General features: G+C 62.6%; 10 protein-coding genes. 3 read left to right on the forward strand and 7 right to left on the reverse strand.

The window, feature by feature from the left end; all coding sequences use genetic code 11:
- Positions 1-169 precede the first annotated feature (169 nt).
- The 3 genes from NMA58_RS27355 to NMA58_RS27365 all read left to right on the forward strand — a co-directional run bounded on the left by NMA58_RS27355 (position 170) and on the right by NMA58_RS27365 (position 3,420).
- Complete coding sequence (locus tag NMA58_RS27355; protein WP_434714653.1) at positions 170-1,501, forward strand: MFS transporter; 1,332 nt, start codon at positions 170-172, stop codon at positions 1,499-1,501.
- A 71-nt stretch (positions 1,502-1,572) separates the two neighbouring features.
- Entirely contained in the window at positions 1,573-2,103 is a 531-nt protein-coding gene (locus NMA58_RS27360; RefSeq protein ID WP_434714654.1) for an alpha/beta hydrolase, read from the forward strand.
- 366 nt (positions 2,104-2,469) lie between these two features.
- Complete coding sequence (locus NMA58_RS27365; protein ID WP_434711093.1) at positions 2,470-3,420, forward strand: IS110 family transposase; 951 nt, start codon at positions 2,470-2,472, stop codon at positions 3,418-3,420.
- A gap of 271 nt (positions 3,421-3,691) precedes the next feature.
- On the opposite strand, the gene NMA58_RS27370 is transcribed toward NMA58_RS27365, so the two are convergent.
- The 7 genes from NMA58_RS27370 to NMA58_RS27400 all read right to left on the reverse strand — a co-directional run bounded on the left by NMA58_RS27370 (position 3,692) and on the right by NMA58_RS27400 (position 13,020).
- Positions 3,692-4,159 (reverse strand): cyclic nucleotide-binding domain-containing protein, encoded by a 468-nt coding sequence (locus NMA58_RS27370; RefSeq protein WP_004679746.1) that lies wholly within the window; start codon positions 4,157-4,159, stop codon positions 3,692-3,694.
- A gap of 97 nt (positions 4,160-4,256) precedes the next feature.
- On the reverse strand, positions 4,257-6,971 hold the full coding sequence (locus tag NMA58_RS27375; RefSeq protein ID WP_434714656.1) for an ABC transporter transmembrane domain-containing protein: 2,715 nt from the start codon (positions 6,969-6,971) through the stop codon (positions 4,257-4,259).
- A 173-nt stretch (positions 6,972-7,144) separates the two neighbouring features.
- Positions 7,145-8,290: a glycosyltransferase family protein gene (locus NMA58_RS27380; protein WP_434714658.1), complete on the reverse strand. Its 1,146-nt coding sequence runs from the start codon at positions 8,288-8,290 to the stop codon at positions 7,145-7,147.
- Positions 8,287-9,534 (reverse strand): glycosyltransferase, encoded by a 1,248-nt coding sequence (locus NMA58_RS27385; RefSeq protein ID WP_434714659.1) that lies wholly within the window; start codon positions 9,532-9,534, stop codon positions 8,287-8,289. The genes NMA58_RS27380 and NMA58_RS27385 overlap by 4 nt, the downstream gene beginning before the upstream one ends.
- Positions 9,535-9,543: 9 nt before the next feature.
- A complete protein-coding gene (locus tag NMA58_RS27390) occupies positions 9,544-10,752 on the reverse strand; it encodes a glycosyltransferase family protein (protein WP_434714661.1) in 1,209 nt (402 codons plus the stop codon).
- A gap of 97 nt (positions 10,753-10,849) precedes the next feature.
- A complete protein-coding gene (locus tag NMA58_RS27395; protein ID WP_085780649.1) occupies positions 10,850-12,022 on the reverse strand; it encodes an ABC transporter permease in 1,173 nt (390 codons plus the stop codon).
- Positions 12,022-13,020 carry an ABC transporter permease gene (locus NMA58_RS27400; protein ID WP_085780650.1) on the reverse strand — a complete coding sequence of 333 codons (999 nt, stop codon included), beginning with the start codon at positions 13,018-13,020 and terminating at the stop codon, positions 12,022-12,024. Before NMA58_RS27400 ends, NMA58_RS27395 begins: the two co-directional genes overlap by 1 nt.

Raw genomic sequence — 13,020 nt, forward strand, 5'->3', positions numbered from 1 at the left:
TTTGCACCGGAAAAATAGCGGCTGGGGCCACGCAATTTTTCCTGACACGGCTCGATTTGCGCCGCGATGATGAACTATTTCCATATTGCGGACTTGATAAGCCTGCGGGTTTGATCAAGATCAGCCTGGGGCGCCTTGCCGGAAGCGCCTTAACGAGGAGGCGTTTTTCATGGCTACAACATCGCATTACGGACCGTCGTCGTCGTCGCTCGAACGCGACGCGCGGCGCATTCACGACGACAAGCCGGTTTCGCCGGGCAGTATCGCCATCGGCGTGGTGATCGGCCGCATGTCGGAATTCTTTGATTTCTTCGTCTATGGCCTCGCCTCGGTCCTCGTTTTTCCGCAGCTCGTCTTTCCCTTCGCACCGGACAGGCTGACGGCGACGCTCTATTCCTTCGCCATCTTCTCGCTCGCCTTCCTCGCCCGCCCCGTCGGGTCCGTCGTCTTCATGACCATCGACCGGATGTACGGGCGCGGCACGAAGCTCACGATTGCACTCTTCCTGCTCGGCGGTTCCACGGCCTCGATCGCTTTCCTGCCCGGATATGCTGAGATCGGCGTCTGGTCGATCGCCCTGCTGGCGCTCTTCCGTCTCGGCCAGGGCTTCGCGCTCGGCGGCGCCTGGGACGGTCTGGCATCGCTGCTCGCGCTCAACGCGCCGCCCAATCACCGCGGCTGGTACGCGATGATCCCGCAGCTCGGCGCGCCGATCGGCTTTGCGCTGGCAAGCACGCTCTTCGGTTATTTCGTCGCCAACCTGTCCAGCGAGGATTTCCTCTCCTGGGGCTGGCGTTATCCCTTCTTCGTCGCCTTCGCGATCAACGTCGTGGCGCTGTTTGCGCGTCTGCGCCTGGTCATGACCAAGGAATTCGGCACGCTTTTGGAGCAGCATGAGCTGGAGGCCGCACCGATCCTCCAGGTGCTGCGCGTTCACGGCCGCGACATCCTGATCGGCGCCTTCGTGCCGCTCGCCAGTTTCGCCATGTTCCACCTGGTCACCATCTTCCCTCTCGGTTGGATGAGCCTTTACGGCAACCAGCCGATCGGCACTTTCATGGTGGTGCAGGTGATCGGCGCCATGGTCGGCGTCATCGCCATCATCGCCTCGGGCCTGATCGCCGACCGCATCGGGCGCCGCGCCCAGCTTGCCATCTGCGCCGTCATCATCGCCATCTTCAGCTTTATCGGGCCGATCCTGATCGCCTCCGGCAATAATGGCCACGACGCTTTCGTCATCATCGGCTTCGGCGTGCTCGGCCTGTCCTTCGGCCAGGCGACAGGCTCGATCTCGTCGCGTTTCGGCCGCGGCTATCGCTATACCGGTGCAGCCTTCACCTCGGATCTCGCCTGGCTGGTCGGCGCAGGCTTTGCGCCGCTGGTGGCGCTCAGCCTCTCCAGCCGTTTCGGCCTGACCTTCGTCGGTTACTACCTTCTCTCTGGCGCCATCTGCACGCTGGCAGCACTCGCCTTCAGCAAGGCGCTGGAACAGCGGGAATAGGATCGAGACAGTCCGCCGGGAAACCGGCGGCTGCCTTAGCATCTATCGCAGAGAAGAGCGGCATCGTCGAAATGCAACATTTGGTCGTTGGCGATATCCACGGCTTTCCCGAAACCTTTGTCGAGCCGCTGGATGCTGGCAGCTTTCAGCGCCATGGTTTGCAACTGGCCGACCTGAGTGGGCGTCCTGATCTACGTGGGGACGCGCTTCACGACCATCTCTTCAACCAGGACGGCATGCGGCATGCGATCCGGGCACTTCGTGAGATCGACGGACGCGGGTGCTTGGGGATCGGTTTTAGCGCCGGTGGGACGGCTCTGTGGAATGCGGTCAGAGAGGGTCTTGAACTCCAGGCGCTGATCTGCGTGTCATCAACCAGGTTGCGCTTCGAAACGTCTCCCCTCGATATACCAACCATGGTCTTCTGGGGAGAGCTCGATCCATACCGGCCAACTGAAAGCTGGAACAACGCTGTTCCCCAGTGCTGGAAAATCTACGCCGGCAAGCAGCATGATTTTTATCGGCTCGATGCGCTTACAGCGCGATCTGCGTTGAGGTCGGATATTGCCGCCTTTGTCGAAGGCCGAGGCCCGTTTGAATAGGGCGTATTCTGTGTCGCTTGGCCGCTTCGGCCTGAATTTCGTCGATTACTACTGTCCGGCGCCATCTGCGCGCGGCAGCACTCGCCTTTCAGCAGGGCGCTGGAGCAGCGTCAATAGGCGGATTTGGACACGGGCTCGCGCCTCGGACACCAGCCCCTCATCCGCCTGCCAGCACCTTCTTGGATAAGAAAAATGTAGGATATTGATGCTTGCCGGGCGGGTGGCCGCCCGCCCGGCAGCTGGTTGTCGGATCGTCACCTTCTTAGCCGTTTTGGGCTGTGGGGAGCAGGATCGCAACCGGCTCTTCATCTGGCCCGTGTGGTTGCAGGAACCTTGGGGTTCGTATCCAAGACAGGGACGACGAAGATGACCGATAATAGCATGATTTGTGCCGGAATCGATGTCGGCAAAAGCCATCTCGACATCGCCCTCCATCCCGGTAAGGCAAGGCTGAGGGTCACGTACGACACCGCTGGCCTGAAGGCGCTTGACGCCTTTCTTCGAGAGCATGACGTCAGCCGCATCGGCTTTGAAGCCTCCGGCGGCTATGAATGGCGGCTGCTGGCGCATCTGCGGGCCGGCAAGCGGCCGGCGGCGCGTCTGCAGCCGGCGCAATTGCGCTTCTTTGCCAAGAGCCGGCTCAAGCGGGCCAAGAACGATCGGCTCGATGCCGTGCTGATTGCGTTGTTCACGGCAAGTCTCGAGCAGTTGCCGGCGCTGCCGGACGCACGCTTCGACAAGATGGCCGCCGAACTGACCTATCTGGAACAGATCGAGCAGCAGATCGCGCTGGTCAAGACCTTTGCCGAGACCGCCTTGTCGGAGGCGATCAAACGCCGCCACCTGCGCGAGGTCGCCCGCCTCGAAACCTGCCGCAAGGCCCATCTGCTGCGGCTCGAAAAGACGGTTCGCGACGATTGCGACCTGGCGCAACGGCTCGATCTGCTGATCTCCATCAAGGGGATCGGGCTGCGCAGCGCCCTGTGCTTGATCATTCGGCTGCCCGAACTCGGCCATGCCAGCCGCGCCGAGATCGCCGCCCTTGCCGGCGTCGCACCCTATGACGACGATAGCGGAAAATATCACGGCAGACGCCGCATCCAGGGTGGTCGCGAACGCCTGCGAAAGAGCCTGTTCATGTGCGCATTCACGGCAACCCGGCACAATCCGGATCTCGCCGCTTTCTACACGCGCTTGCGTCAGAACGGAAAGGAACACCTGTGCGCCGTCATAGCCGTCGCCCGAAAACTCATCGTCCTCGCCAACACAATCCTCTTTCGCAAGACCGAATGGACGCCCCAATACCGGAAAAATTGAACATGGTTGCTCCCCGCCTGCGGGGCGAAGGGGGCAAGCCGCGAGCCCTCTGTTCCCCGCCAGCCTCTCGCTGGGCACGTCCCCTCGCCCCGTTTACGGGGAGAGGGTTAGGGTGAGGGGCAGCCACGCGGCACAAAGGCTGCAGCAGCGGTGGCCTGCCGCCTGCATCTGCTGGACATTGCAAATACAACACGTCAGGACATCAAACAGGTCGAAATGCTGCGCCTCGTCCGTGGCGCGCAGAAAGGGCCGCCGAAATCTTGATTTGATCTTACTGCGCCATCTGCGGCTGCTTTGCCGCCCGCGCTGCGGTCAATTCCGCCGTCGTGTGATTCAGGCGGTCGGCGAGCACGCGCATGATTTCCACGGCCATTTCGGGGAAGTCGCTCAGCAGCTTTAAAAAGTGCTCTTTGCTGATGCGCAATACTTCGAGGGGCGAGGTGGCCCGCACTGTCGCCGTGCGTGAGACATCGCAGAGAATGGCGATTTCGCCGACGATGGAATTGAGCTCGACGTCGGCGACCTTGATCTCGCCTGCCGGCGAGGAGACGATGATATCGGCGCTGCCGGAGAGGATGACATAGGCGGCGTCGCCGACATCGCCCTGGTGGAAGAGATCCTGACCGGCTTTGTAGGTCATGCGGTCGGAGGTGAAGGCCAAAAGCTTGAGTTTCGCTGGTGCAATCCTGGAAAAGATCGGCACCCGGCGCAGCATTTCGACTTCGTCTCTCAACAGCATGAGCGTTTCAATCCCCTGACGCAGGGTTCTTGGAACCAGGCGTCTCAATTCCGGGCGTTCCCCCGGGAACGCCTACCATCGCCGCCCCCATAGAATATTACGATAACAGTTCCTTGAACATACCGTTTTTCTCGGAAAGTTCCGGATAGTTTCCCGCTTCCGCCAGCCCGCCGCGGTCGAAGAGCAGGATCCGGTCGAACATTTCGGCAAGCCGCGCATTCGAAAGCACCCAGATGATCGCCGGGCGCTCACCTTCCTTATGCAGGTCTTCGATGATGTTACGGGTGATCTGATCCTGAACGCGCTGGTCGAGTGCCGACAGCGGCCGGTTGAAGACGAAATAGTCCGAGCGCTTCAGAAGCGCGCGGGCCAGGTTCAGCTTCTGGCGCTGCACCATGGTCAGACGCTTGCCGCCGGAGCCGACGTCGAATTCGAGGCCGATCGACAGAACATCGTCATAAAGGTCGAGCGCGTCGAAGAGCTCGCCCATGATGGCGCGGATGCGGTCGGAGGCGTCCGCCTGCTGATAGGCGATACGGCCGAAGAGCACATTGTCCATCAGGCTTGCCGACGGGGTGAAACGCTCGGCGTCGTAGCGCTCGATCAGCTCGGCGAGATCGGCCGGAATATGCGCATGGAACTGCTTGCGGGCGCTGACGATCTTGTCCATCAGCTCGTTGGTCAAAAGGCCGAAGCGATGGCGCGGCTCAATATAGGCGAAGCTCAGCCGGATAATGGCGGAGCGCTCCTCAGGTGTCGCATCCTCGAAGCGGCGGCTTTGCAGCTTCTGCAGCAGCGCCTGATAGGTCGGAATGTCGTCCGCCGTCATGAACGTCAGCTGCTGAAAGAAAGGATGATCCGGCGGCAGGTCGTGGAAGAGTTCGACGGCGTTTTCGGCGATCTCGAGGCCCATGGCGTAGAGATCGGTGCTGAGGCCCGTCTCGCGGAACAGCTGCTGGAAATAGGGATGGGCGGCCAGCCGGCGATTGGTCATCAGCGGCCGCTTCATCGTGCCGAAGAGCAGGTTTTCACCGACCGTCGCCTGAGCGTTGTAGGCGTCAAAATCGAAAGGCACGACGATGCCGTCAAGACCTTCGTCGCGCAGCCGGTCGCGCAGCGACGCGCGCAGCGCCACGACATGGTCGCTGACCGCCACATGCACCTCGGTATTGACGTTCGAGCGCAGCGCCAGATCGAGGATGTCCTGCGAAATCTGCACGGCGTCGAGCACCGGCCGGATCGCTTTCAGGAGATCTTCCGGCCCATTGGCGCCGGCCGCCTGGTAATCCACCCAATCGCTGTTGAGGTCGAGCGTCGGGTTGCCGGCCTTCACCGCCTCGATGGAATGCCATTTATACTCCTGCGCTTCCTTCTCGTCGTAGACGGCGTCGATCATCGGCGCGTGCTTGAGGCCGTAGAGCAGATTGCTGGCGAGCGTGCCATGGAAGAAGAAGGTGTCGGCCGAGGCATAGGAGATGCGGCGGCCGGTGATCGATTCCGGCAGCTCGAGCAGGTCGCGTCCGTCGATGGTGATGCGGCCGGAGTCGGGCCAGATCATCCGGCCGAGCGCTTCGGCGAAGGCTTCGGCGCCGCTGCCGTTCGGGCCGACGATCGCAACAGTCTCGTTCGGCTTGATTTCGACCGAGACGTGGTCGACAAGGCGGGCGCCGCTGTCGTCGGAGAGCGTCAGATTGGTGACGACGAGTGCGCTGGTCAGTGGGCCCACGGGTGCGGTCGCCAATTCCTGGATGTGGCTCTCGATCAAGGGCTCGACGTTGAACTGCTCGTAGACCTGCTGATATTTCACCTGCACGTCCTGGCGCATCTGGTCCCAGTCGATCAGCTCCTTCAGCGGCCCGGGCAAGTCCTTGTAGGCTGATATGACGGCGACGAGCTGGCCGATGTCGAGCCGGCCCTGCAGCGCGAGATAACCGCCGATCGCGTAGAACAGGAAAGGCGTGACCTGGGCGAGAAAGTTATTGATGAACTTCACCAGGAACTTCCACTGGTAAAGGTCGTAGCGGATCGAGAAGATGCGGCCGAGCCGCCAGGCGATATCGGCGCGTTCGAGGTTGGATGTGTCGTTGCCGTGGATTGTGCCGATGCCTTCGACGATTTCGCCGACGCGGCCGGAAAGCTCGCGCGCCGTCAGCTGCCGCTGGCGGCCGAGATCCAGCAGGCGCTTGCGCATGCGCGGGATGACGACCGCCTGGACGCCGACGATGGCGGCGGCGATCATGCCGAGCCAGAAATTCTGCACGATGATGAAGGCGAGCGCGGTGATCGCCTGGCCGCCGAGTAGGGCAGGCGAGACGAAGGCGTCGCCGGTGAAGCCGCCCATCGGCTCCACCTCGTCCTTGATCATCGTAGCGATCTCGGCCGATTTCACCCGCTTGAAATGGGCCGGCGGAAACCGCAGCACCCGGTCGATCAGTTCGAAGCGGATGCGCCGCAGCATGCGTTCGCCGAGCCGGCCCTTATAGGTGTTGATGTAGAACTTGAAGAGCCCGTTCAGCACCACCAGCGCCAGGAATACCAGACTGAGAGCCATCAGCATCTGGAAACGGTCGAGCTGCACGCCCTTGAAGAATTCGACATGGCCGATCAGCGGAATGTCATAGGCGATATGCATGAAGGTCTGGGTTGCGCCGGGGCCTTCAAAGCCGTCGCCCTGGATCGGTCCGTTGACGATCTGCTTGGGCAGATCGAAGGACAGGAAATAGGGGATCATCGAGGCCGCGACGACAGCCAGGATCCACAGCTGCTGCAGCCGCGTGTTTTTCCAGATATAGCGGGCGAGGCTCTTTTCCATGGCTAACCGTCAGCTTGCTGGGAAACGGGATGGGGGCGCGGGGACGGGAGGGATTCTTGAGAACAGGACCATGCAGCCGGACCGCCGATATCGCAATCAAAACAAGGCGAAGGGACCGGCTGCAGAAAGGCCGATTCTCGCCGGAACTCTGCTTATATCACAGGATTTTTAAATTAGGCGAGGGATTCGGCAATCATGGAGCGAATGATGGCGGCCGTCTTCTCCGCCCCGTCGAGATCGAGCGAGACCGGCTCCTGGCGAGGCGCTGCCAGCGCCTTTTCGACAGCCTCTTTCACATGGCCTGAGGTCAGCCCCTGTTCCGGCAGGATATCTGCAAGACCCAGCGCCTGTAGCCGTTCTGCGCGCACCGTCTGCTCGGTCTCGCCGCCGGCGACGAAGGGGATGAGGATCGGCCGGCACTGGGTGCGCAGGAGGTCACCGACGGTGTTGTAGCCGGCCTGCGAGATCGACACCCTGGCGCCGCGCAAGAGCGAGGGAAAATCCTTACGGAAGCGCACCAGCGTCACATTCGGGGCTGCGTCCCGCGACAGCCTGGCGAAATCGGCCTCCGGCAGGTTGGGACCTGAGATCAGCAGCCAGCGAAGATCGCCCGGCAGCAGCGCCGCCGCCTCCTTCGCCGCGCCGATCAGCTCGGCGCCGACCGCGCCGCCGCCGGCCGATGCGATGATGTCGAAGGTTTCCGTCGGTTCGGGCGCCGGCGGCGGCGCGACGAGGCCGGTATACCGCAGCCTGTCGGCGATCTCAGGCGTCAGCGGGAAGGTATCCTCGAGCCTGATGAAGCCGGGATCGCCATGGACGAGCACGGCATTGAAGTGATCCTTGACCAGGGCGACCGTCTCGGCGTCGCGGCCGGCCTTGCGGTTTTCCTGCAGGATGTCGCGCACCGAGCTGACGAGTTTTGGCCGCGGTTCGGCCTCTTCGATCGCTTGAAGCAGGGGCAGGAGTTCGAAGCGCATCTGCCGCCGGCCAAAGGGGAAGGCCTCGATGATGACGACATCGGGCCTTGCGGCATGGAAGGCGTCGAGCAGCAAGTTCCGGCGAGCGGCCAGGAATTCTTCGCCGGCCGGCCGGCCATCGGCATCGGCAAGGCCGGAGAAACCGGCATTGCTGGCGACGACCGCCGGCAGGGCGACGGTCTTCACACCCTCGCCGGGAAAACCCGGCACCGGCAGGCCGCCGGTCACGACGGTGACGTCGAAGCCATCCCTGACGAGTGCATTGGCGATGCGGCTGGCGCGGGCGATGTGGCCGATGCCGAGCAGATGCTGGACATAGAAAAAGATGCGCGGTGCCGTCATGACGCCTTCTGCCATTCGGCCTCGAACAGGCCGGCGAGCTGCCTGATGCTGGAATGATAATCGAAGTCCTCGCGCACCCGCCTTTCGGCGGCGTCGCCAAGGCGCTGGCGCAGCGCCGGATCGCGAATCGCCGCCTCCAGCGCGCTGGCAAGCAGTGCCGGGTTCTCCGGCGGCACGACGAGGCCGTTCTCGCCGTCCGTCAGCAGTTCCGGCACGCCGGATACCGTGGTGGAGATGCAGACGAGGCGCTGGCTCGAGGCCTCGACCAGCACGTTCGGCAAACCGTCGCGGTCGCCGTTGGCGGCGATGCGGCAGGCGAGCGCAAAGAGATCGGCGCGGCGGTAGTGATCGAGCACGTCTTCCTGTGCCATGGCGCCCTTCCAGACAATGCGGCCGGAGAGGCCGAGCTCGGCTGCGAGCGCCTTCAGCCTGGCAAGCTCGTCGCCGCCGCCAATATGCTCCATGCGCCAATGGAGATCAGCCGGCAGCAGCGCCAGCGCCCGCAGCAACACGTCGTAGCCCTTCTTCTCGACCGCGCGGCCGACGCTGAGAATAAAGGCCGGATCGGCCGGGTCGTTGCCGGTTCTCTCAGAATGTGCACCGGAAAAATGGCCGAAGCGGGCGAGATCGAGGCCGTGATAGCTCAAATGTATGGCCTGCTTGCGCGATGTCAGCATGCGCATGTGTTCGTAGCCGGTCCGGGTGCAGGTGACGGTCCAGCGGGCGCTCTTCAGCTTTTCCTTCAATTCCCAGTCGGGCGAGGTCCATATGTCCTTGGCATGGGCCGAACAGGTCCAGGGCGTGCCCGTCAGGATGCTCGTATACTCCGTCACCGAGGCCGGCGTATGGATGAAATGGGCATGCAGCCACTCGCCTCCATCCGGCCATTCGCGCGCCAGCACCAGCGCTTGACCGAGGCGGCGGAAGCGGTTGCGGGAGAGATCGCGCTTTAGGTCGGCGAAGAAGCGCTTGATCAGCGCTTTGAAGCGGGGTTTGCCGTAGGCGGCGGCGAGGCCCTTCAGCACGCGGATCGGCTCCTCGTGCAAATATTCCGGCAGATAGACGACAGGCGCCTTGATCTCGTCATGCACCGGATGGCGCTTCTTGTCGGTCGGTCGGCGCATGGAAATCAGCGTCAGGTCGAAGTCGGCTCTTTCGAGGCCGAGCAGTTCCTGGGCGATGAAGGTCTCGGAAAGGCGGGGATAGCCTTTCAGCACGACGAGGATCTTGCGGCGTGGCGGCAATTCTGTGCCCTATTCTGCGCCGACGACGGCAAGGCGGGTGGCGCGGCCGTCGAGCCATCGGCCGACAGTCTGCGAGATGTGGTCCAGCCCTTCGAGATGCATATTGCTGCCGCTTTTCGACGGCGGCAGCCGGGAGGGCAGGCGCTTCAGCGCCGCGGCCATGATGGCCGGATCGGCCGATTGTTCCGGCAGCAGCATGTCGACGAGGCCTAGCTCACTTGCCCGCTTTGCGCGCAGCAGCTGTTCCTCGCGCGGCTTGACGCGCGGCACGATAAGGGCCGGCTTGTCGAAGGAGAGGATCTCGCAATAGGTGTTGTAGCCGCCCATGGCGACGACGCCGGTGGCGCCGGCGATCAACTCTTCCATATGATTGTCGAACTCGATCACCTCTATATAGGGAATGGCTTCGCCCTTCTGCACCAGCTTGGCGCGCTCGGCGGCCGGCATATAGGGCCCGAGCACGACGAGCGCCTTCTGCGTCAGCGTCGGATCGGCCTCGTAGGCGTTCATGACGTCGTGGACGAGATCGGAGCCGTCGCCGCCGCCGCCTGTGGTGACGAGCAGGTAATTGTCCTTGCGGGCGTTGATCGAGCTCTTGCCCTTGGAAACGCTGCGCTGCAGGAAGCCGACAAAATCCATTTTCCGACGCAGACTGGCCGGCACGTCGAGACCAACGAGCGGATCGTAGAAGTCAGGCGGGCCGTAGACCCAGACGCTGTCGTAATATTGGTCGATCTTCTGCATGATGCTGTTTTTCTTCCACTCGGCCTCGAGCAGATGCGGCGCGTCCATGATCTCGCGCAGCCCCAGCACCAGCACGGTGCCGCGGGCCTTGAGATAGGCGAGCGTATCCTCGACCTCGCCCTTCAATCCCATCGGCTCCTTGTCGACGATGAAGATATCCGGCTGGAAGGTCTCGGCCGTATGGCGGATGCTCGATTCGCGCATCTTCAGCGTCTCGTGGAGATCGATATGGCTGGCAAGCGACGTATATTCGCCGTTGCGCAGCTTGATGACGCTCGGGATCTTCACGAAGTCGACGCGGGCGCGGTAATCGAAGGCGCCGGCGATCGTCGCCCCCGAAATGATCAGGATGTTGAGGCCGCGATAGTCTTCGACCAGCGCATGGGCGATGGTGCGACAGCGCCTGAGGTGGCCGAGGCCGAACGTGTCGTGGCTGTACATGAGGATGCGAGCATCTTCGAGACGTCTGGCCATGGGTGTTCCCTCCGGGGTGAACAACATGAATTAGTACCCCCACCGTCCGGAGGCCAAGAGGCGGGCGCGGTGCCGGAAGGCGCCGCCGAGCTTCCCGCTATTTGTAGGGATCTGCCGCATCGCGCAAGCCGTCTCCCAGAAAGTTGAACGCCAAAATGACAAGAACAACAGGAATGATCGGAAAGAGCAGCCAAGGATAGAAGGCGATGACGCTGACGCTTTTTGCCTCGGTCAGCAGAATGCCCCAGCTGGTGATCGGCGGCCGAAGACCGAGGCCGAGGAAGGAGAGCGCGGTCTCGCCGAGGATCATGCCGGGGATCGAAATCGTCGCCGAAGCGATGAGATGCGACATGAAGCCCGGGACCAGATGGCGGCCGATGATGCGCGGCGTGCTGGCGCCCATCAGCTGCGCGGCCTGTACGTAATCCTCCTCACGCAGCGCGAGAAGCTTGGAGCGCACGGCCCGCGCCAGCCCGGTCCAGTCGATGATGCCGAGGATGACGGTGATGCCGAAATAGATGACGATCGGACTCCAGGTCACCGGCATGATGGCGGCGAGCGCCATCCACAGCGGCAGACTCGGCAGCGATTGCAGCACCTCGATCAGGCGCTGGACGATGAGGTCGAAGACGCCGCCCCAGTAGCCGGCAAGGCCGCCGATGACGATGCCGAGGACGAAGCTGATCGAAATGCCGATCAGGCCGATCGTCAGCGATATGCGCGCGCCGTAGAGGATGCGCGACAGCACGTCGCGGCCGAGCCGGTCGGTGCCGAGCAGGAACATCTGGCCGCCGATCGCTGGGCAGACGAGATGATAGTTCGAGGCGACGAGGCCCCAGAACTTATAGGAATCGCCGCGGCAGAAGAAGCGGATCGGCTGAACGTCGTTCGGCCGGTCGGTATAGACGCGGTGCAGCGTGTCGAGATCGAGCGTCATGCTGCGGCCGTAGACGAAGGGACCGACGAACTCACCCTTGTCGAAGAAATGAACGCGCTGGGGCGGCGCGTGGATGAAATCGACATTGCGCGTGTGCAGGCCGTAGGGCGCCAGGAACTCGACGATCAGGATCATCAGGTAGATGGCGGCAAGGAAGATGCCGGAGATCAAGGCGAGCCTGTGCTGCTTGAACTTCCACCACATCAGCTGTTTCTGCGAGGCGAGATGGATGCGCGATTGCGCCGCCGTCATGCTCTCGGTCGCGTGCGGATCGAAGGGCGCGGTGGAGACGTAATGCGGCAGCGGCGCGCCGGGTGCGGGAAGGGGCGACATTATTTGGTGCTCCTGCCTTGCAGTCGGATGCGGGGATCGAGGAAGCCGAGGGCGATATCGGAGATCAGCACGCCGATGACGTTGAGAAAAGCAAGGAACATCAGGAAGGAGCCGGCCAGATACATGTCCTGGCTCTGCAGCGCCTTGATCAGCATCGGCCCGGTCGTCTCCAGCGACAGGACAATGGCGACGATCTCGGCGCCCGAGATGATCGACGGCAGAATCGAGCCGATGTCGGCGATGAAGAAATTGAGCGCCATGCGCAGCGGATATTTGACCAGCGCCCGCATCGGATGCAGGCCCTTGGCGCGGGCCGTCGTCACATATTGCTTCTGCATCTCGTCGAGAAGATTGGCGCGCAGCCGCCGGATCATGCCGGCCGTGCCGGCCGTGCCGACGATGATGACGGGGATCCAGAGATGGGCAAGGATCGACTTCGCCTTTTCCCAGCTCATCGGTGCGTTGAGATATTGCTGGTCCATCAGGTGGCCGATCGACAGCCCGAACCAGACATTGGCGAAATACATCAGGATCAGGGCCAGCATGAAGTTCGGAACGGCGATGCCGAGCAGGCCGAGAAAGGTCAGCCCGTAATCGCCCCAGCTATACTGATGCGTCGCCGAATAGATGCCGATCGGAAAGGCGATCAGCCAGGTGAGCAGGATCGTCGTGAAGGAGACGAGGATCGTCAGCCACAGCCGTTCGCCGACCACGTCCGAGACCGGCAGCTGGTATTCGAAGGAATAGCCGAAATCGCCGTGCAGCATGCCGGCGACCCAGTAAAAGTAGCGCACGATCTCCGGCTTGTCGAAGCCGTATTGCTCCCGCATTTCCTCGATTTCCTGGAGGTTGGCGGTCTCGCCGGAGGCGCGCAGCTCGGCGATCTGGCTCTCGAAGAAGTCGCCGGGCGGCAGCTCGATGATCGTGAAGACAAGCGCCGAAATGACGAAGAGCGTCGGCACCATGGCGGCGATGCGCCAGAGAATATATCTGAGCAC

The organism is Rhizobium sp. YTUHZ045, assembly GCF_051124255.1.
Classification (GTDB): domain Bacteria; phylum Pseudomonadota; class Alphaproteobacteria; order Rhizobiales; family Rhizobiaceae; genus Rhizobium.